We start from the raw sequence: 19,493 nt of genomic DNA, 5'->3' as shown, positions 1-19,493 counted from the left end.
GGTCGCGCCGCCGGTGGCGGCCCCGCCGACGCGCGCGGAGCCGGGCATGGCGCAACCGGTGACGTTGCGCGCGCCGTCGCTGGCGTCCGTCGCGGCAGCGTCGGCGCGGCCAGCGACGCCGCCTGGGCTGCAAGCGGCATCGCCGAGTCCGCAAGCGGCAAGCGCGCCGCTTTCGACGGCAGCGACACCGCCGCCGATGCCACCCGCGCCACGCAAACCGCCATCGCTGCCGCGTCCTGGGGTGTTCGAACTCGGCCTGCGTGCGATCCGCCATTGGTTCAGCGTCGGCAACGTGCCGGTGAAGGTCGGCATGCTGGTGTTGCTGGCCGGTGTCGCCGCGCTGCTCAAGTACGCCAGCGACCAGGGCTGGTTGCGGATGCCGGTGGAATTCCGCCTCGCCGGCGTCGCTCTGGCCGCGCTCGCGGGCCTCGTGTTCGGCTGGCGCCAGCGCGCCGGGAAGCGCACGTTCGCACTGGCGCTGCAGGGCGGCGCGATCGGCGTGCTGCTGCTGACGGTGTTTGCCGCGTTCAAGCTCTACGCGCTGTTGCCCGCGGGCGCGGCGTTCGCGCTGAGCGTGGTGCTGGTCGCGGGCCTGGGCGTGCTCGCGGTCGCGCAGGACTCGCGCACGCTGGCGGTGCTGGGCGTGCTCGCCGGCTTCCTCGCGCCGATCTGGCTGTCGACCGGCAGCGGCAGCCACGTCGCACTCTTTTCGTATTACGCGCTGCTCAACGCCGCGATCTTCGCGATCGCGTGGCTGCGGCCGTGGCGGATCCTCAACCTGCTCGGCTTCGTGTTCACCTGGGGCATCGGTACCGCCTGGGGCGTGCTGCAGTACGAGCCGTCGAAGTTCGCGACCACCGAACCCTTCCTGCTGTTGTTCTTCGCCTTCTACCTGGCGTTGCCGATCCTCTACGCGCGCAGGCGCCCGGCGAGCCGGCGCGACCTGATCGATGGCTGCCTGGTGTTCGGCACGCCGCTGGTGGCGTTCTCGCTGCAGGCCGGATTGCTGGTGCGCGATCCGCTCGACGATGGCCGCATGCAACTGGCGCTGTGCGCGCTCGGACTGGCGGTGATCTACGCGGCGCTGGCGTGGACATTGCTGCGGCGCGCAGGTTACGCCGCGCTCGGCCAATGCCATGGGCTGCTCGCGGCGGGCTTCGCGACCCTCGCGGTGCCGCTGGCACTATCGGCGCGCGCGACCGCATCGGTGTTCGCGCTCGAAGGCGCGGGGGCCGCGTGGCTGGGCCTCAAACGCGCGCGGCGGCTGCCGCAATGGTCCGGCGCCGGCCTGCAACTGGCGGCGGCGCTTGCGTTCGCCATCGGCGCCTCGCAGGCCGTGTGGGACCTGCGGCCGGTCGCCAACCCGACCTTCATGGGCGCGCTGCTGGTGGCACTGGCCGGCTTCGCCAGCGCCTGGGCGTATCGCGACAAGCACAGGTCGACGATCGCGACGCTGTATTACCTGTGGGCGCTGGCGTGGTGGTGGGGCGATGCGCACAACGAAGTCCAGCGCTTCATCGAACCCGCCGCGCGTGCCGATGTCCTGCTCGCCTTCGTCGCCGCCAGCGGCTGGCTGGCGGCCGAAGTGCATCGTCGCCGGCCGTCGCCGGCCCTGGCGCTGACGACGCTGGTGGGGTTCCTGGCCGCGATTCCGCTGGCGTTCGCGCAGATGGACGCGCATGGCTCGCCGTTCGCGGGCAACGGCAGCTGGGCGTGGCTGGCGTTCGCGCTGCTGGGCATGCGTGCATTGGTGTGCCTGCGCGGCAACGACGATCGCTTCGCGGCCCACGCGCAGTTCGCGTGGTGGCTGGTGTGGCCGACGGCGCTCTCGCTGCTGGCGTGGCACCTCGCCGACCGGTTCGCGCTGGCCGCCGGCTGGGCGCGCGCGCTGTGGGTGTTGCCATGGCTGCTGGTGGCCGCGGTGTCGCTGTTCCGCTGGCCCTGGCTGGCCGCGCCGCAGGGCGACGGCTTCGCGCGCCATCGCACGCCATTGCAAAGTGTGTACTTCGCCGGCATCGCGCTGTGGTGGCTGGCGGCATTGGCGCAGGCCGGCAATCCGGCGCCGCTGCCGTGGATGGCGCTGCTCAATCCGCTCGACCTCGCGCAACTCGCCGCGTTGTTGCTGCTCGCGCGCTGGCTGTGGTCGCCGCACGCTCCCGCGGCGCTGCGCTCGATGCGCCTGGCGGGCATTGCAACGGCCGGCTTCGTTCTGGTTACCTGCATGACGCTGCGTTCGGTGCACCACTGGGGCGGTATTGCGTGGAATCCGGGGCTGCTCTCGACGAGCCTCGCGCAGGCCAGTCTCACCGTCGTCTGGAGCGTGCTGGGCGTGCTCGGCTGGATCGTCGGCTCGCGCCGCGGCCAGCGCGGCCTGTGGCTGGCCGGCGCGGTGCTGATGGGCGTGGTGCTGGCCAAGCTCGTGTTCGTCGACCGCGAACATCTGGGTAATTTGATGGGCATCGGCTCGTTCATCGCCTACGGCCTGCTGTGCACGCTGGTGGGGTATTTCGCACCCGCGCCACCACGCAACGATGCCCTCGACGCCGCCGGAGTCGCGGCATGACGCGGCACGCGATGCGCCCGCGTCCCGGCATGGCGTGGTTGGCCACGTGCGCCGCGCTGTTGCCGCTGCTGCTGGCATCGGCCGCGGCGCGCGACGATTACCTGCGGCATTGGCCGCTCGACCTGCACGACAGCGATGCCGGCGCGTACCGCGCGGTGCTCGACCGCGCCGTCTACACGACCGCACGCTCGCCTTCGTTGCGCGACGTCGATGTCGTCAATGCCGATGGCCGGGTGGTGCCGGCGGCCATCTTCGATGCCGCGCAGCCGCTGGCGCAGGCGCCGCGGCGGGTGGTGTTGCCGTGGTTCACATTGCCCGGCGGCCAGGCGGCGCAGGCGGCGGACATCACCGTCATCAGCCAGCGCGCCGACGACGGCAGCGTGCTGCAGGTGCAATCGCATGTCGGAGGCGTTCGCACGACGGCGCCAGCGCCGGCACGGGCCTGGCTCGTCGATGCCAGCCAGCTCCACGAACCCATCGCCGCGCTGCAGCTGACGTGGTCGTCGGCGACCGCGCCGCTGGACACCGCCTATCGCGTCGAGGGCAGCGATGACCTGCGCCAGTGGCGCACGCTGCAACCGTCGGCGCCGCTGCTGGACCTGCAGCGCGATGGCCAGCACCTGCGGCAACGGCGCATTCCGCTCGAAGGCAGTGCGCGCTACCTGCGCCTGCTGCCGACAGGCGCCTCGCCGGCACCGGTGCTGACCGGCGTGCAGGCCGAACTGCAGCCGCAGGCGTCCGCACTGCCGTGGACGTGGGAAACGCTACGCGGCAGCCGGCAGGACGATCGCGCCACGGCGTGGATCGTGTTCGAACTCGACGGACGGTTCCCGGTCGAGCGCGCCGATGTCGTCCTGCCGGGCAACAACGCCGGGCAATGGACGCTGCAGAGCCGCGACGACGCGCACGCGCCCTGGCAGACGCGCGCCGGGCCCTGGGTTGCGTACAGCGTGGGACAGGCCGATGGCGACCGCTCGGCGCCGCAGGTGCTCGGCACCACGGTGCGCGATCGCCACTGGCGGCTGTCGTCGACGACGCCGACCGACGGCCTTCCCGAATTGCGCCTGGGCTATCGGCCGGAGGTGCTGGTCTTCGTCGCCCAGGGACGCGCGCCGTTCGCGCTGGTCGCCGGCAGCGCGCGTGCCGTGCGCGCCGATGCACCGCTGGCGGTGCTGGTCGATGCACTGCGCAGGCGGCATGGCGACGACTGGCAACCGGCCGACGCCAGCCTCGGCGCACCGTCCCTGCTGGCCGGCAACGCGGCGTTGCAGCCCGCGCCGGTGCAGCGCGACTGGAAGGCCTGGCTGCTGTGGTCGATCCTGGTTGGCGGTGCGCTGCTGGTCGCCGGCTTTGCGCTCAGCCTGCTGCGCAAGCCCACGGTCGACTGATCGCGTTTGCCCGGCGCGCGCTCAACCGAAGAACGGTTTCGCCGGCCACAGCGCCTGCCACGGTTTGCGCAGGTCGCGGCAAACGTAGATGTCCGGATGCGAGGTTTCCTCGTTGGCGACGCCGGCGGCGTTGTGCAGGCGTCCGGCGAGGGTGCACGTCGCCGGCGCATCGCTGATGCCTTCGGCATCGTCGCCCAGCACGATGACCGTGGTCGGCGTCGGCCCCGGGCCGCGGTACCAGCCGGAATTGACCGGGGTGATGGCACTCGGCAGGCCGTGTTGCGGGCCGTAGAGGTCGATCGCGCCGGCTTCGCCGTAGTTGTTGGCGTAGATCGCGGTCCGCGTACGCTCCGACGCCGGCAGCGCGTGGTACACGGCGGCGACCTGGGCGACGTATTCCGGCCAGCCGATCTGTTCGGCGAAGTTGTCGTGCACCTTCCGGCTCAGCTGCCAGCCGGCCGAGTCGACCGGCGCGATCGGCAATGCCATGTCTGCGACCGAGACGAGGCAGAACAGCACCAGCACCCAGGCCGTCGCGCGCAGCGCGCGTGCACGCGGCGCCCTCATCCGTGCGCAGGCGTGCTGCAACGCGACCACGCCGGCGGCGAGCAGCATCGGATAGGCCGGCGCCAGGTAGTAGTCGCGACCCTTGGCCAGCCAGAACAGCAGCAGCGGCACGACGTACATCCACGCCAGCACCCGCCAGCGCGCGCCGCTGCGCGCAAAAGCCACGAACCACAGCCCGGCGAGCCATAGCGGCGTCAGCAGTGGCCCGGTGTTCGCGTACAGCTGCGCGAGCAGGAAGCCGTCGGTGCGCCCGTTGTCGATGTCGCGGGCATGGATGGACTGCAGGAAGTCGACGCTGATGAAGTCGTGCTGCCACTGCCACCACGCGTTGGGCAGGAACACCAGCAGCGATGCAGCCACGCCCATCCACAGCCAGCGGCTGCGCAGCTGCGCCCGCAGCGGCGTGGCGCAGACGCCGGCCACCAGGCCGGCGACGCAGAACAGCATCGAATAGCGCGTCATCATCCCCGCGCCGATCGCCAGCCCGATGCCGACCCACCAGCGCCGGTCGCCGCTGTTCACCAGCCGCAGCACCAGCCACGCCAGCAGCACCCACCACAGGCCGTCGAAGGCGACGTACATGAATTCGCTGGCGGTGAGCAGCGAGAACGGCGTCGCCGCCACCGCGACGGCCGCCAGCAGCTGCGCCCAGCGCCGGCCACCGAGCTCGCGCGCGATCAGGCCGGCCAACACCATCGCCGCGCATTGCGCGAGCGCCGAGAACACGCGGAAGCCGGTGAGCGAGGTGCCGAAGAGCGCCAGCTCCAGCCGTCCGAAGGCCGGCGTCAGCGGCGGGTAGGCGACGAAACCCCACGCCAGGTGGCGCGCGTCGGTCAGTACCTGCAGTTCGTCGCGATGGAACCCGTAGCGGCCGTTGAGCGCGACGTGCAACGCGAAGCGCAGCAGGGCCAGCGTGAGCAGCCACCACAGCGTGCGGCGCTGGCGCGCGGCATCTTCCAGACCAGGCATGGTCGTCCCTCCCCGTGACGCCGCAGTGTAGGCGGCGCCGGCCGCGTGCGCGCGGATGGACCGGTGCCGGTTTGAAAGCCACGCCGTGGCCCGGGACAATAGCCGGCCCGAATCCGCATGCGGCCCACCGCAGGAGCGCCATGACCATCCTCCGCATGACCGACCTCGACCTGTCCGGCAAGCGCGTGCTGATCCGCGAAGACCTCAACGTGCCGATCGAGCACGTCGACGGCAGCGCGCTCATCACCTCCGGGCAACGCATCACCGCCGCATTGCCGACGCTCAAGCGCGCGCTGGAGCAGGGCGCCGCGGTGATGGTGCTCTCGCACCTCGGGCGGCCGAAGGAAGGCACGTGGAGCGAAGCGGATTCGCTGGCGCCGGTCGCGCAGCGGCTGGCGCAGCTGCTCGGTCGCGACGTGCCGCTGCTGCGCGACTACCTCGACGGCGTCGACGTGGCGCCCGGCCAGCTGGTGCTGCTGGAAAACTGCCGCATGAACGTCGGCGAGAAAAGCGACGACGACGCGCTGGCAAAAAAGTATGCGTCGCTGTGCGACATCTTCGTCATGGACGCCTTCGGCACCGCGCACCGCGCGCAGGCGTCCACCCACGGCGTGATCCGGCAGGCGAAGGTCGCCTGCGGCGGGCCGCTGCTGATGGCCGAGCTGGATGCGTTGTCAAAGGCGCTGGACCAGCCGGCGCGGCCGCTGCTGGCGATCGTCGGCGGCTCCAAGGTCAGCACCAAGCTCGAGCTGCTGTCCTCGCTGGTCGGCAAGGTCGACCAGCTGATCGTCGGCGGCGGCATCGCCAACACCTTCATCGCCGCCGAAGGCTTCGACGTCGGCAAGTCGCTGGTGGAGATGGACCTGCTCGATACCGCGCGGCAGATCATGCGCGATGCGAAATCGCGCGGCGCGCAGATCCCGGTCCCGACCGACGTGGTGGTCGCGCCGCGCTTCGCCGCCGACGCGTCGGCGACGGTGAAGGCGGTCGACCAGGTCGACGGCGACGACATGATCCTCGACATCGGTCCGGACACCGCCAAGCGCTATGCCGCGCTGGTGCGGCAGGCCGGCACCGTGGTCTGGAACGGCCCGGTGGGTGTGTTCGAGTTCGATGCCTTCGGCCACGGCACCCAGGCGCTCGCGCGCGCGATCGCCGAATCGAGCGCTTACTCGATCGCCGGCGGCGGCGACACGCTGGCCGCCGTCGACAAGTACGGCATCGAAGACGACGTCAGCTACATATCCACCGGTGGCGGCGCGTTCCTGGAATTCCTCGAGGGCAAGCAGCTGCCCGCAGTCGCCGCACTGGAAGCGCGCGGCTGAGCAGCGCGGGGTCGTCCGCAAGCGGTCCCCGGTAGGAGCAGCTTCAGCCGCGAGATCTTCCCCAGACGATGCCCAAGCGCACTTCGTAGGCGCGGTTTCAGCCGCGAGCTTTTCGTGCATCGAGGTGAGTCGTAGAGCTCGCGGCTGAAGCCGCTCCTACGAACGGCGACTACGCGGCGCCTTTCCAGTCGCTCGCCAGCAGACCGAACAACTCGGTATCGCTGACTTCGTCGCCCACGAAATAACGCTCGCGCAAGTGCCCCTCGCTGGCGAATCCCAGCCGCGTGAGCAGCCTTTGGGAAGATGCATTACGGGGATCGATGTCCGCTTCGACCCGGTGCAGGCCCAGCGTGCGGAACGTCCAGTCGAGCATCAGCGCCACTGCTTCGCCGGCCAGGCCGCGCCCCCAATGATCGGCGCGCAGCGAATAGCCGATCTCGGCCCGCCGGTGGCGCGCGTCGATGCGGAACAGGGCGCAGGTGCCGATCACGCCGTCGTCGCCCCGCGGCGTGACCACCCAATTGAACAGCGTGCGCCGCGCGAACCCTTCGAGGATCTCCGCGATCAGGCCTTCGGCTTCGGCGCGCACGGTCATCGGCGGCCGGCTCCAGTAGCGCATCACTTCCGGATCGGCGAACAACGCGAACACCGCATCGGCATCCTCCGCAACCGGCGCGCGCAGGCACACCCGCTTGCCTTGCAGGCGTGGAAACGCCTGCAGCCGATCGAGCGTGGCGGCGATGTCGATGCGGGTGCCGCTGTCGTGCCGAAGTGTCATGGCGCAGTCATGGCGCGGTGGCGACGCTGTGCTAGCGTGGCGCGGAGGAGACACTTTGCCATGACCACGCCCGCCAGATCCGACCATCGCCGTCGTACCAAGATCCTTGCCACGCTCGGTCCGGCCACCGACGCACCCGGCATGCTCGATGCGCTGCTGCAGGCCGGCGTCGACGTGGTGCGGCTGAACTTCTCGCACGGCGATCCGTCGGCGCAGGTCGCGCGCGCGCAGGCGGTGCGCGCCGCCGCCGAGCGTGCCGGCGTCGAGGTCGGCATCCTCGCCGACCTGCCGGGTCCGAAGCTGCGCATCGAGCGCTTCGCGCAGGGCAGGGTGCAGTTGCATGCCGGCGACCGCTTCGACCTGGTCGCCAGCAGCGATGCGGCGCCGGGCAACGAGCACGAAGTCGGCATCAGCTATTTGGGGCTGGTCGACGATGTCCGCGCCGGCGACACGCTGCTGCTGGACGATGGCCTGATGCAGTTGCGCGTCGACCGCATCGACGGCGCGCGCATCGTCACCACCGTGCTCAACGATGGCGCGCTGTCCGACCGCAAGGGGCTCAACCGCCTCGGCGGCGGGCTGTCGCTGGGCGCGCTGACCGACAAGGATCGCGAACTGATCGGCGTTGCCGCCCAGATTGGCGCCGAGTTCATCGCGGTGTCGTTCTGCCGCAACGCCGCCGACATGGAGGAGGCGCGCGCGATCGCGCGCAGCCATGGTTGCGACGCGGCGCTGATGGCCAAGGTCGAGCGCGCCGAGGCGATCGAGAACCTGGCCGAGATCATCGATGCCAGCGACGCGGTGATGGTCGCGCGCGGCGACCTGGGCGTGGAAATCGGCGACGCCGAACTGCCCGGCCTTCAGAAGAAGATCATCCGCGAGTCGCTGGCGCGCGGGAAGGTGGTGATCACCGCGACCCAGATGCTGCAGTCGATGGTCGACAGCCCGATCCCGACCCGCGCCGAAGTGCTGGACGTGGCCAATGCGGTGATCGACGGCACCGACGCGGTGATGCTGTCGCAGGAATCGGCGGCGGGGAAATACCCGCTCAAGGCGGTCGAGGCGATGGTGCGCATCTGCATCGGCGCCGAGCGTCAGTTCGAGCCGGACACCAACTTCGAGCAGGCGCAACGCGACCTGCAGCACACCGACCAGGCGATCGCGATGGCGACGATGTTCCTGTCCGAGCACATCGGCGTGCGCGCGATCGTGGCGATGACCGAATCCGGCGGCACCGCGCGCTACCTGTCGCGCTTCCGCTCCAACGTGCCGATCTTCGGCCTCTCGCGCCACGTTGGCGCGCGGCGGCGGATGGCGCTGATGCGCGATGTGTTCCCGATCGACTTCGACAGCCGCGGCCTGGCCACGCGCGAGGCCGCGCGCGACGCGATGAAGCAGCTGTTCGACCACGGCCTTCTGGCCGAAGGCGACCGCGTGATCATCACCAGCGGCGACCACATGGAGCAGCACGGCGCCACCAACACGCTGCGCTTGCTGCAGGTGGGATCGGCCGGCAAGGCCGAAGGATTGGGCGAGTTGTAGGGTGGGTTTCGGCCCGCAATCCACCGGTCCGGACGTAGGCGCACAAGGCGGGTTCCAATCCGCCGTCCACCAGGCGTAGGGCGGATTTCAAGCCGCCATCAAGCCACCCGCACGCAGGCCGATTCCGCCGCGGGCTCTCTCCGGCGCGCGCCCCCGGCGGCCGCCCTGGCCAGGCCGGGATTCCAGGCGTCGGGCGGCGGGTCGGAACCCGCCCTACACGGCCCACGGCTATAATTCTGCCCCATTTCCGTTGCAGGCCGACTTCCCACATGAGCATCGAACAGCTTGCCGAAACCGCCCAGGCGATGGTCGCCGCGGGCAAGGGCATCATCGCGATCGACGAATCAAACAACACCATCGCCAAGCGCTTCGAGGGCGTCGGCATCCCGAACTCGGAAGAAAACCGCCGCGCCTACCGCGAAATGCTGCTGACCACGCCGGGCCTAGGCGAGCACATCTCCGGCGCGATCCTGTACGACGAGACCATCCGCCAGTCGACCAAGTCCGGCGTGCCCTTCACCAAGGTGATGAACGACGCCGGCATCATCCCGGGCATCAAGGTCGACAAGGGCCCCCAGCCGCTGGCCGGTTTCCCCGGCGAAGTCGTGACCGAAGGCCTCGACGGCCTGCGCGACCGGCTCAAGGAGTACTACACGCTGGGCGCGCGCTTCGCCAAGTGGCGCGCGGTGATCAACATCGGCGAGGACATCCCGTCGGGCAGCTGCATCGAGGCCAACAGCCATGCGCTCGCGCGCTATGCCGCGCTGTGCCAGGAGCAGGGCCTGGTGCCGATGGTGGAACCCGAGGTGCTGATGGACGGCAACCACGACATCCAGACCTGCTACGAAGTCACCGAGGTCGTGCTGCGCTCGCTGTTCGATGCGCTGTACCAGCAGAGCGTCATGCTCGAAGGCACGATCCTGAAGGCGTCGATGGTGGTGCCGGGCAAGTCGAGCGGCGACAAGGCATCGGTCGAGGAAGTCGCCGAGTCGACCCTGATGTGCCTGAAGACCACCGTGCCGGCGATCCTGCCGGGCATCGTGTTCCTGTCCGGCGGGCAGTCCGACGAGGACGCCACCGCGCACCTGGATGCGATGAACCGCATGGGCCCGAATCCGTGGCCGCTGTCGTTCTCCTACGGCCGCGCGATGCAATCCGCGGCGCTGAAGCTGTGGTCGCAGGACCTGGCCGGCAACGTCGCCAAGGCGCAGGCCATCGTGCACGAGCGCGCCCGCGACAACGGCCTGGCGGCGCTGGGGAAGTGGTCGCGCGGCTGAGGCGTCGCAATCGGCAATGGGTGGTTCGCAGGCGCCGGCGAAATGCCGGCGTTCTGCATTCCGGCGGCCGCGGTCAGGCGCCCGTGCCTTCGCGCGCGGCGGCGTCGGCGACCGTCCGCGGGATCGTCGCTGCCACCATCGACGATTCGGTCCTGTCGGCGGCACGCACGGCCATGCGGCGGTCGATCCGATCCAGCAACAGGTCGGAAACCGTCTTCAAGCCGGTGAACAGGCACAGTGCAAACCCGCCTGAGGCATTGCCGCCGAGGATGATCGCCAGGTGCATCGGAACCACGCGCAGGTACGGCGTGAACATCAGTGCGCCGAGGTTGGGTTTGCCGCGCACGTCGGCGCGGTGCTGCGCGGCGTAGGTTTCGCGTTGCGATAGTACGAACGACACTCCGCAGGCGACCAGCACGAGGATGTCGCGCAGTTCGCCGACCGCGTGCCCGGCGACCAGGAACGCGCAGTACCCAGCATGGAAGCCGCCGTAGTGCAGGGCGAAGAAGTTTGCGGTGGAGCGTTTGCCCTGTTCGGTCTCCGGGACCGGCTGGTCGTTGCTGGTGAACCCGTCGGTACTGAACCGCGCCAGGGTGAGCATGCGCTTGCGCGCATACCAGCCGATGATCACGCTCTGGATCCAGTACGGCCACAGCAGCCAGCCCACGTCCCAGTGCAGCAGCAGCGCGGCCGCCAGCGTGGCGCCATTGGACAGCAGCAGGTTGCGCGACGACGCATTCATGCAGCGCGAGGATAGCGCGGTGGGCAGGGTTCAGGCGCGCTGTGAAATATTTGTGACGGACTCCCCGATCGCCGCCAGCGCAGGCGCCAGAATGCGGCTGCGGCACGGGATGCCGCCTCCTCGGAATTTCCGCCCACGGGCTGCGCCCCGGGCCGGTGTCGATCACCCGTTGCACGCCTTCCATCAGCCGCCGCCATGACCAGCCTCAACCTCGCCAACATCGATCGCCTGCAGTCCTCCGTCGACGACGCCGCCCGCCTGCACCGCGTCGGGCTGCTGTTGTTCTTCCTCGCCTGCGTTTGCGTCTCGCTGCCGCACGGCAGCATGCACTGGTTGCCGGTAGCGGGGATGCTCGCCACCGCGCTGGCGTTCCTGATCAAGGCGGCAGGAACCGTGCGCGAGATCCGCCTGGCCGGCGTGCTGCGCCAGGTCATGGGCATGCCGCGGCGGATGGGTGCGGCGATCCACGGCAGCGATGCCAATGCCTGGAAACAGACCCGCACCTACATCATCGTCTCGGTGGTGCTGACGGTGGCCGCGGCGCTGACGCCGAGCATGATCGCGTCCTCGGGTGATTCGTTCTTCGCGCACCTGACCGGCATGCTCAGCATGGCCGCGCTGGTGATCCAGTCGTTCGACAATCCCCGGCGCCTGCGCGAGCGGATCATGCTGATCTGCGCCAGCCGCATGGGGTTGCATGCCAGCGACGGTGACGTGCTGGTCGCGTAGCCCGGATGGGCTTCGGTTATCCGGGCGATGGAGCGCGGTGCAGCCTACAGACTCGCCAGCCAGTCGTCGTCCGAGCCTTCGTTGACGCCTTCCATCAGGAACGTCGACAGGTAGCGCTCGCCGGTATCGGGCAACATCGCCAGGATGACGTCGCCATCGCGCGCCTGCCTGGCGACCTCGAGCGCCGCGGCGACGGTGGCGCCGGACGACAACCCGACGAAGATGCCTTCCTCCTGCGCCAGGCGCCGCGACATGTCGCGCGCGAGCGTGTCGTCGACGCCGAGGATGGCGTGCGCGACCGCGCGGTTGAGCACCTCGGGCACGAAATCCGGCGTCCAGCCCTGGATCTTGTGCGGTGCCCAGTCCTTGCCGGCGAGCAGCGACGCACCGGCGGGCTCGCAGGCAATCACCTTGACCTCCGGCCGCGCCACCGCGAGCACTTCGCCGACGCCAGTGAGGGTGCCGCCGGTGCCCCAGCCGCTGACGAACCAGTCCAGCCTGCGCCCGGCGAAGTCGCGCAGGATTTCCGCCGCCGTCGTCTGCCGGTGGTAAGCCGGGTTGGCGGGGTTGGTGAACTGGCGGGCGAGGAACCAGCCGTGCTTCTGCGCCAATTCCTCCGCGCGCCGCACCATGCCGGTACCGCGCTCGGCCGCGGTGGTGAGGATGACCTTGGCCCCGTAGGCGCGCATCAGCTTGCGGCGCTCGATCGAGAACGTCTCGGTCATCACCGCGACGAAGCGGTAGCCGCGCGCGGCGCAGACCATCGCCAACGCCACGCCGGTGTTGCCCGACGTGGCTTCGATGATGGTGTCGCCGGGCTTCAGCAGGCCGCGCGCTTCGGCGTCGAGGATGATTGCGATCGCCAGCCGGTCCTTGACCGAACCGCCGGGGTTGAAGGATTCAACCTTCGCGTACAGTTCGACGTTGGGTGGGGCGATGCGTTGCAGGCGCACGACGGGCGTGCGGCCGATGGTGTCGAGGATGCTGTCGTGGATGGTCATGCTGGCCTCGTGGGCTCGGCCCGGGTACTGGTGGGAAGCTGGATGGGGGCGGGTGGGATGGCTGGAGTCTGCGCCGGGCCAGGTGAGCGCGCCGCGCCGCCGGGCGGTGGGGAAGGCGGGCAGGGAGGATTCCGGAAACCAGCCCCACTTCGACGATCAACTCCGTGCACCAACGCGCCGCGCCCTTGCGGACGGCCGTCCGGCCAGCGCATTACGGCCGCCGGGGCCGGATACCCGCGGCCAGCGCGCCATGCTAGTCGTGCAGTCCGCACTCGCGCTTGAGCCCGTGGAAGCGCGTGTCTTCCTCGCGCATGCCTTCACTCCAGCGCACCGTGCTGTGCACGTCGCCGATCGATACGTAACCCTGCTCCCACAGTGGGTGGTAGGGCAGGTCGTGGCGCGCGAGGTATTGCCCGACATCGCGATCGCTCCAGTCGGCGATCGGATGCAGCTTCCAGCGTCCGTCGCGACGTTCCAGGAATTCGATGCCGGCGCGGCTGGTCGACTGGCAGCGACGCAGGCCGGCGATCCAGGTGCGTGCGCCGAGCGCATCCAGCGCGCGCTGCATCGGCTCCACCTTGCGCATGCGGTTGTAACGCTCCAGTCCCTCGAGGCCTTGTTCCCACAAGCGCCCGTGCCTGGCCTCCATGTGGGCGGGACTGAGCTCGGGCCGCACCACCTGCAGGTTGAGCGCCAGGCGTGTGGCGAGGGTGTCGGCGAAGCGGTAGGTTTCCGGGAACAGGTAACCGGTGTCGACCAGGATGACCGGCAGCTTGGGTTGCAGGCGCGTGCACAGATGCAGCGCCACCGCCGCCTGCGCGCCGAAGCTGCTGGACAAGGCGTGGATGGCGGGAAGCGATCGCAGCGCCCATTCCAAGCGCGCCTCGGCCGACTGCGTGGCCAGCCACGCATTGAGCGCGCGTAGGGCCGAAGGATGCGCCGCAACGGCGTCCAGGGTGGGAAAGGTCACCCCGCACATGGCGGCGTCCCCGGGTCTGCCTGGACGAAGTGCGCGGGCGCCTGGCCTGCCGGCCGCATGCACCGGCCGGGCCGGCGCGGCAGGCGGGTGCAGGCCCCGGACGGGCGATGCATGGCATCACAGGCCGCCCCTGCCGCCGTCACCTCGATGACCCCACGCGTGGCGTGTCTGCGATCCAAGCGGCCCGACCCTTGCAACGGCAGCCGAGTATACGGCCGCACCGCGGGCGAAAGTCCGCGCGTGCAGGACCCGTGGCCGCCTCGCAATCTCCGGGCCAGACTTCCTGTCACGCATTCATGCCGCGATACTGGCCGCTTCCCCTGCCGTGGCAACCCATGGACCTGCCCACCGGATTCCTGCTCTACGCAGCCATCGGCTTTGCCGCACAACTCGTCGATGGCGCATTGGGCATGGCCTACGGCGTGGTCACCGCCAGCCTGTTGCTCGCCTTCGGGCTGCCGCCGTCGCTGGTGAGCGCCAGCGTGCATGCCGCCGAAGTCGCCATCACCGGCGTGTCCGGGGTCAGCCACAGCCTGTTCGGCAACATCCAGTGGCGGCTGTTGCGCGCGCTGGCGCTGCCCGGCGTGATCGGCGGCGTGCTCGGCGCGCTGCTGCTCAGCCGGCTGCACTGGGGCTGGTTGCGGCCGCTGGTGGCGCTGTACCTGCTTGGCCTGGGCGTGGTGCTGCTGCGCCGCGCGTGGCGGCGCAAGCAGGGCGAAGCCAGCGCGCGTGGGCTGGTGCCGCTGGGGCTGGTGGCCGGTTTCATGGATGCGGTGACCGGTGGCGGCTGGGGTTCTCTGACGACGTCGACCCTGGTTGCGCAGCACCACGAGCCGCGTTATGCGATCGGCACCGCGCATGCGGCGAAGTTCTTCGTCAGCCTGGCGATCTCGCTGGTGTTCCTGGCCACGCTGGGCTTCCACCATGCGCAGATCGTGTTCGGGCTGATGACCGGCGGCGTGCTGGCCGCGCCGCTGGGCGCGTGGGCGGTCAAGCGGATCCAGCCGCGGCCGTTGATGCTCGGCGTCGGCCTGCTGGTAGTCGGCTTGGCGGCGCGGACCCTGCTCAAGTCGCTGGGCATGCCCTGACGCGCTTCGGGCGCGGCCGGGCGGATGGCCTTCGCCTGCGCCACGACGGGAAGCGCGCAATGCGTCACAGGCCCTGCGGTTGACGACGGGCGCCTGGGCCTGACGGCACGGGTCCGCTCAGGGCGCGCCCGCTAGACTTGGTGGCTTGCTGGCAATGAACCCGTCGATGCCCAGAGTTCCCCTTGCCGCGCGGCTGCGCGCGCCCTTGTTCCCGTCGCCGACGGCGCCTGCGCATCCACGGCGCGCATGGGTTCCCCGCGTGCGTCTGGCGGCCGCGCTGGTGCTGGCCGCGCTGCTGGCGGGTTGTGGCCACGACGAGGCCGCCAACGCCCAAAAGGGCGGGAATCGCCCGGTGGCCGTCACCACCACCCTCGTCGAACCGCAGGCCTTCAACGACGCCCTGCATGCGCTGGGCACCGCGCAGGCGCGCGAGGCGGTGACGATCACCGCCAAGGTCAGCGACGTGGTCACGCGGCTGGCGTTCGACAGCGGCCAGCGGGTGCGCAAGGGACAGCTGCTCGCCGACATGAACAGCCGCGCGCAACAGGCCGACGTCGCCGCCGCGGAAGCCGCGCTGCGCGATGCCGAGCAGCAGTTGCGCCGTGGCGCCGAACTCGTCCGCGCCCAGCTCATCGCACGCGGCCAGTACGACACTCTGCGCGCCAACCGCGATGCCGCCGCGGCCGCGGTGCAGGCGCGCCGTGCCGCCGTCGCCGATCGCACCATCACCGCGCCGTTCGCCGGCGTGCTCGGCCTGCGCATGGTCAGTCCCGGCGCACTGGTGGCGCCGGGGATGGTGATCACCACGCTGGATGACGACAGCTCGATCAAGCTCGACTTCACCCTGCCCGAGGCCGCGTTGTCGGCGCTGTCGCGCGGGCAGGCGATCACCGCGACCAGCGATGCCTGGCCGGGCCAGACGTTCGAAGGCCGCATCGCCGACATCGACAGCCGGGTGGATCCCGACACCCGTGCGGTGCGGGTGCGCGCGGAACTGCCCAATGTCGACGGCCGGCTGCGCCAGGGCATGCTGCTGCGCGTGCAGGTGCAGTTGCCCACGCGACAGGCGCTGGTGCTGCCGGAGCTGGCGGTGCAGCAGGAGGCTGAGCAGAGTTCGGTGTTCCGCGTGCGCGCCGATGGCACGGTCGAGCAGGTGCCGGTCAAGCTCGGGACCCGCCGCGAAGGCGTGGTCGAAGTGGTGTCCGGCCTGAAGCCCGGCGACCGCGTCGTGGTCGAGGGCACGGTCAAGCTGCACGACGGCAGCCATGTGGTCGACGCCGGGAAGCCGGCGACAGCGAAAGCGGCAACGCCAGGGAAAACAGCGCCAGCCACGGCGGCGCCGGTGACGACGACGCCGCGATGAAGCTGTCCGACATCTCGATCCACCGCCCGGTCTTCGCGACCGTGGTCAGCCTGCTGCTGATCGTGCTGGGCGTGATCTCGTTCACGCGCCTGCCGCTGCGCGAACTCCCCGACATCGATCCGCCGGTGGTGTCGATCAGCACCACCTACACCGGTGCATCGGCGGCGGTGATGGAAACCCGCGTCACCAAGGTCCTCGAGGACGCGGTGTCCGGCATCGAGGGCGTCGACACCATCACTTCGGAAAGCGAGAACGGAACCTCGCGCATCAACATCGAGTTCACCCTGCAGCGCGACATCGAGAGCGCCGCCAACGACGTGCGCGACGCGGTCAGCCGCAACCTGGACAAACTGCCCGACGACGCCGAGGCGCCGCAGATCCGCAAGGTCGCCAGCGACTCGGACGTGATCGTCTGGTTCAACCTCAGTGGCCCGGGCATGGACACGCTCGCGCTGACCGATTACGCCGAGCGTTACCTCGTCGACCGCCTGTCGACGGTCGACGGCGTCGCGCAGGTGCAGCTCGGTGGCGCGCAGGACTACGCGATGCGGATCTGGATCGACCGCGACGCGCTGGCCGCGCGCGGCCTGACCATCGACGACATCACCTCGGCGCTGCGCGCGCGCAACGTCGACATTCCCGCGGGACGGCTGGAATCGACCACCCGCGACTTCACCCTGCAGCTGGATCGCAGCTTCGCCGACACCACCGACTTCGAGCAGCTGCCGATCGGGCGCGCGACCTCGGGCGACGGCCACGTGGTGCGGCTGTCGGAAGTGGCGCGGGTGGAGCTCGGCTCGCGCGAGCGCCGCGCGTATTACCGCACCAACGGCAAGGACCAGGTTGGCCTCGGCATCGTCAAGACTTCCACCGCGAACGATCTCGCCGTCGCCGATGCGGCGAAGAAGGAAGTGGCCGCGATCAACAAGACCCTGCCCAACGGCATGAAGATCGACGTCACCTACGACGCCACCGTCTTCATCGATGTCGCCGTGCATGAGGTCTACAAGACCCTGGCCGAGGCGATCGCGCTGGTGCTGGTGGTGATCTGGCTGTTCCTGGGCAGCGCGCGCTCGGCGCTGGTGCCGGCGGTGACGGTGCCGGTGTGCGTGATGGCGGCGTTCGTGCCGCTGCTGGTGTTCGGCTTCTCGATCAACCTGCTGACGCTGCTGGCGCTGGTGCTGTCGATCGGGCTGGTGGTCGACGACGCCATCGTGGTGCTGGAAAACATCCAGCGCCGCGCCGATCTCGGCGAGCCGCCCGCGCTGGCGGCATTGCGCGGTACGCGCCAGGTCGCGTTCGCGGTGATGGCGACGACCGCGGTGCTGGTGGCGGTGTTCCTGCCGATCGCCTTCCTGCAGGGCAACAACGGCCGCCTGTTCCGCGAGCTCGCGGTGGCGCTGGCGGGGGCGGTCGCGATCTCCTGCTTCGTCGCGCTGAGCCTGACGCCGATGATGGGCTCGCTGCTGGTGCGCCCGCATACCAATCCCAAGGGCATCAGCGCGTGGATGGAAGCGCGGCTGCGCGCGCTGTCGTCGGGATACCGGCGCGTGCTGGCGCGTTTCATTTCCTATCCGCTGTGGTTCGGCATTGCGATGGTCGCCGCGCTGCTGGTCGCGTTCGGGCTGTTCAAGCTGGTGCCGCGCGAACTGGCGCCGAGCGAGGACCGCGGCTCGTTCAGCGTCAACGTCACCGGCCCGGAAGGCGCGGGCTTCGACTACACCGTCTCGCAGATGCACAAGGTCGAGCAGGTGCTGATGCGCTACATCGGTGACGGCAGCGCCGGCGATGCCAAGCCCGGCATGCGCGTGCTCAGCCGCGTGCCGGGCAGCTATGGCGCCTCGGAAAACATGAATTCCGGGCGTGGCATCGTCATCCTCAAGCCCTGGGACGATCGCGACGTCAGCACCGACGACGTGGTCGAGAAGATCCGCCGCGACCTGGCGAAGATCCCCGGCGTGCGCGCGATCCCGCAGACGCGCCAGGGCCTGGTGCGCAGCGGCGGGCAGCCCCTGCAGGTCGTGCTCGAAGGCCCCGACTACAAGGACCTCGTCGCGTGGCGGGACCGCATGCTCGCGCGCATGGACCAGAATCCAGGCCTCTACGGCGCCGATGCCGACTACAAGGAAACCCGACCGCAGGTGCACGTCATTGTCGACGAGGCCAAGGCCGCCGACCTGGGCGTCACCGAGCAGGCGATCGGCGATACGTTGCAGGCGATGCTCGGTTCGAGCCGGGTGACCACCTTCGTACGTAAGGGCCAGGAATACGACGTGGTGCTGCAGGCCGCGGCGGGCGAACGGGCCACGCCCACCGACCTGAGCAACCTCTACGTGCGCAGCCGCAGCGGCGCGCTGGTGCCGCTGGCGAGCGTCGTGCGCCTGGAAGAGCGCGCCGAGGCCGGGAGCCTGGGCCGCTTCAACCGCCTGCGCGCGATCACGTTGTCGGCCGGGCTGGCGCCGGGCTACACGCTGGGCGAGGCGATCGACTGGATGCGAGCGACCGCGCGCGAGGAACTGCCGGCGACCGCGCAGGTGGATTTCAGCGGGCAGTCGCGCGAATACCTGCAGTCGGGCAGCGCGGTCATGTTTACCTTCGGCATGGCGCTGCTGATCGTGTTCCTGGTGCTGGCCGCGCAATTCGAGAGCTTCCTGCATCCGCTGGTGATCATGCTGACGGTGCCGCTGGCGGTGCTGGGCGCGCTGCTGGGCCTGTACCTGTTCGGCAAGTCGCTGAACCTCTTCAGCCAGATCGGCATCGTGATGCTGGTGGGTCTGGCGGCGAAGAACGGCATCCTGATCGTGGAATTCGCCAACCAGCGCCGCGACGCCGGCCTGGCGGTGAAGGACGCCATCCTCGACGCCGCCGCCACCCGCATGCGGCCGATCCTGATGACCTCGATCGCGACGATCGCCGGCGCGATGCCGCTGATGCTCGCCACCGGTGCCGGCGCCGGCAGCCGGACCACCATCGGCGTGGTGGTGGTGTTCGGCGTCGCGCTGTCGACGTTGCTGTCGCTGTTCGTGGTGCCGGCGTTCTACCTGATCCTGGCGCCCTACACGCGGCCGCCGGACGAGCGCACGCGGGTGCTCGACCAGCTCGACCAGGACACGCCCTCGGCCGAGCGCGACGTGCACGGCTGAGGTGCAGCGAAGCGTCGCACGCTGCGATCCGCGCCCACC

General features: G+C 70.1%; 14 protein-coding genes. 9 read left to right on the top strand and 5 right to left on the bottom strand.

Annotated elements, in window-relative coordinates:
• Both G7B67_RS01745 and G7B67_RS01740 read left to right on the top strand, forming a co-directional pair.
• The coding region (locus tag G7B67_RS01745; RefSeq protein ID WP_207780846.1) for a DUF2339 domain-containing protein at positions 1-2,563 on the top strand (2,563 nt) is incomplete at its 5' end.
• Complete coding sequence (locus G7B67_RS01740; protein WP_243412199.1) at positions 2,560-3,951, top strand: DUF3999 domain-containing protein; 1,392 nt, start codon at positions 2,560-2,562, stop codon at positions 3,949-3,951. The genes G7B67_RS01745 and G7B67_RS01740, both read left to right, overlap by 4 nt.
• Before the next feature lie 21 nt (positions 3,952-3,972).
• On the opposite strand, the gene G7B67_RS01735 is transcribed toward G7B67_RS01740, so the two are convergent.
• Positions 3,973-5,487 carry a glycosyltransferase family 39 protein gene (locus G7B67_RS01735; protein ID WP_166206793.1) on the bottom strand — a complete coding sequence of 505 codons (1,515 nt, stop codon included), beginning with the start codon at positions 5,485-5,487 and terminating at the stop codon, positions 3,973-3,975.
• Between the two features lie 140 nt (positions 5,488-5,627).
• On the opposite strand from G7B67_RS01735, the gene G7B67_RS01730 reads away from it, so the two are divergent.
• Positions 5,628-6,812 carry a phosphoglycerate kinase gene (locus tag G7B67_RS01730; protein WP_166206790.1) on the top strand — a complete coding sequence of 395 codons (1,185 nt, stop codon included), beginning with the start codon at positions 5,628-5,630 and terminating at the stop codon, positions 6,810-6,812.
• A 169-nt stretch (positions 6,813-6,981) separates the two neighbouring features.
• Here the strand turns inward: G7B67_RS01730 and G7B67_RS01725 are convergent, their stop codons facing one another.
• The gene (locus G7B67_RS01725; protein WP_166206787.1) at positions 6,982-7,590 is read right to left on the bottom strand and encodes a GNAT family N-acetyltransferase; all 609 of its coding nucleotides are present in this window, start codon (positions 7,588-7,590) and stop codon (positions 6,982-6,984) included.
• A gap of 60 nt (positions 7,591-7,650) precedes the next feature.
• On the opposite strand from G7B67_RS01725, the gene pyk reads away from it, so the two are divergent.
• On the top strand, positions 7,651-9,132 hold the full coding sequence (gene pyk, locus G7B67_RS01720) for a pyruvate kinase (RefSeq protein WP_166206784.1): 1,482 nt from the start codon (positions 7,651-7,653) through the stop codon (positions 9,130-9,132).
• A gap of 269 nt (positions 9,133-9,401) precedes the next feature.
• Complete coding sequence (locus tag G7B67_RS01715) at positions 9,402-10,409, top strand: class I fructose-bisphosphate aldolase (protein ID WP_166206781.1); 1,008 nt, start codon at positions 9,402-9,404, stop codon at positions 10,407-10,409.
• A 73-nt stretch (positions 10,410-10,482) separates the two neighbouring features.
• Here the strand turns inward: G7B67_RS01715 and G7B67_RS01710 are convergent, their stop codons facing one another.
• Positions 10,483-11,151 carry a DUF6498-containing protein gene (locus tag G7B67_RS01710; protein ID WP_166206778.1) on the bottom strand — a complete coding sequence of 223 codons (669 nt, stop codon included), beginning with the start codon at positions 11,149-11,151 and terminating at the stop codon, positions 10,483-10,485.
• A gap of 195 nt (positions 11,152-11,346) precedes the next feature.
• Here G7B67_RS01710 and G7B67_RS01705 point away from each other — a divergent pair, with 195 nt between their 5' ends.
• Positions 11,347-11,880: a hypothetical protein gene (locus tag G7B67_RS01705; RefSeq protein WP_166206775.1), complete on the top strand. Its 534-nt coding sequence runs from the start codon at positions 11,347-11,349 to the stop codon at positions 11,878-11,880.
• A 44-nt stretch (positions 11,881-11,924) separates the two neighbouring features.
• Here the strand turns inward: G7B67_RS01705 and cysK are convergent, their stop codons facing one another.
• Both cysK and G7B67_RS01695 read right to left on the bottom strand, forming a co-directional pair.
• Positions 11,925-12,881, bottom strand: coding sequence for a cysteine synthase A (gene cysK / locus G7B67_RS01700; protein ID WP_166206772.1), 957 nt, complete (start codon positions 12,879-12,881; stop codon positions 11,925-11,927).
• A gap of 253 nt (positions 12,882-13,134) precedes the next feature.
• Positions 13,135-13,860 carry a phosphoadenylyl-sulfate reductase gene (locus G7B67_RS01695; protein WP_166206769.1) on the bottom strand — a complete coding sequence of 242 codons (726 nt, stop codon included), beginning with the start codon at positions 13,858-13,860 and terminating at the stop codon, positions 13,135-13,137.
• A 335-nt stretch (positions 13,861-14,195) separates the two neighbouring features.
• On the opposite strand from G7B67_RS01695, the gene G7B67_RS01690 reads away from it, so the two are divergent.
• The 3 genes from G7B67_RS01690 to G7B67_RS01680 all read left to right on the top strand — a co-directional run bounded on the left by G7B67_RS01690 (position 14,196) and on the right by G7B67_RS01680 (position 19,454).
• Positions 14,196-14,948 (top strand): sulfite exporter TauE/SafE family protein, encoded by a 753-nt coding sequence (locus G7B67_RS01690; RefSeq protein ID WP_166206766.1) that lies wholly within the window; start codon positions 14,196-14,198, stop codon positions 14,946-14,948.
• Between the two features lie 166 nt (positions 14,949-15,114).
• Positions 15,115-16,311, top strand: coding sequence for an efflux RND transporter periplasmic adaptor subunit (locus G7B67_RS01685; RefSeq protein ID WP_243412197.1), 1,197 nt, complete (start codon positions 15,115-15,117; stop codon positions 16,309-16,311).
• Complete coding sequence (locus tag G7B67_RS01680; protein WP_166206763.1) at positions 16,308-19,454, top strand: efflux RND transporter permease subunit; 3,147 nt, start codon at positions 16,308-16,310, stop codon at positions 19,452-19,454. Before G7B67_RS01685 ends, G7B67_RS01680 begins: the two co-directional genes overlap by 4 nt.
• Positions 19,455-19,493 lie beyond the last annotated feature (39 nt).

This window comes from Cognatiluteimonas telluris, assembly GCF_011320095.1.
Taxonomy (GTDB): Bacteria; Pseudomonadota; Gammaproteobacteria; order Xanthomonadales; family Xanthomonadaceae; genus Cognatiluteimonas; species Cognatiluteimonas telluris.
This window is presented reverse-complemented; position numbering and strand designations above follow the sequence as displayed.

What these genes read in the sequence shown, in the direction of transcription:
- G7B67_RS01740 (WP_243412199.1), top strand. Translation starts at nt 2,560, where the DNA reads ATGACGCGGCACGCGATGCGCCCGCGTCCCGGCATGGCGTGGTTGGCC.
- G7B67_RS01735 (WP_166206793.1), bottom strand. Translation starts at nt 5,487, where the DNA reads ATGCCTGGTCTGGAAGATGCCGCGCGCCAGCGCCGCACGCTGTGGTGG.
- G7B67_RS01730 (WP_166206790.1), top strand. Translation starts at nt 5,628, where the DNA reads ATGACCATCCTCCGCATGACCGACCTCGACCTGTCCGGCAAGCGCGTG.
- G7B67_RS01725 (WP_166206787.1), bottom strand. Translation starts at nt 7,590, where the DNA reads ATGACACTTCGGCACGACAGCGGCACCCGCATCGACATCGCCGCCACG.
- pyk (WP_166206784.1), top strand. Translation starts at nt 7,651, where the DNA reads ATGACCACGCCCGCCAGATCCGACCATCGCCGTCGTACCAAGATCCTT.
- G7B67_RS01715 (WP_166206781.1), top strand. Translation starts at nt 9,402, where the DNA reads ATGAGCATCGAACAGCTTGCCGAAACCGCCCAGGCGATGGTCGCCGCG.
- G7B67_RS01710 (WP_166206778.1), bottom strand. Translation starts at nt 11,151, where the DNA reads ATGAATGCGTCGTCGCGCAACCTGCTGCTGTCCAATGGCGCCACGCTG.
- G7B67_RS01705 (WP_166206775.1), top strand. Translation starts at nt 11,347, where the DNA reads ATGACCAGCCTCAACCTCGCCAACATCGATCGCCTGCAGTCCTCCGTC.
- cysK (WP_166206772.1), bottom strand. Translation starts at nt 12,881, where the DNA reads ATGACCATCCACGACAGCATCCTCGACACCATCGGCCGCACGCCCGTC.
- G7B67_RS01695 (WP_166206769.1), bottom strand. Translation starts at nt 13,860, where the DNA reads ATGTGCGGGGTGACCTTTCCCACCCTGGACGCCGTTGCGGCGCATCCT.
- G7B67_RS01690 (WP_166206766.1), top strand. Translation starts at nt 14,196, where the DNA reads ATGGACCTGCCCACCGGATTCCTGCTCTACGCAGCCATCGGCTTTGCC.
- G7B67_RS01685 (WP_243412197.1), top strand. Translation starts at nt 15,115, where the DNA reads ATGCCCAGAGTTCCCCTTGCCGCGCGGCTGCGCGCGCCCTTGTTCCCG.
- G7B67_RS01680 (WP_166206763.1), top strand. Translation starts at nt 16,308, where the DNA reads ATGAAGCTGTCCGACATCTCGATCCACCGCCCGGTCTTCGCGACCGTG.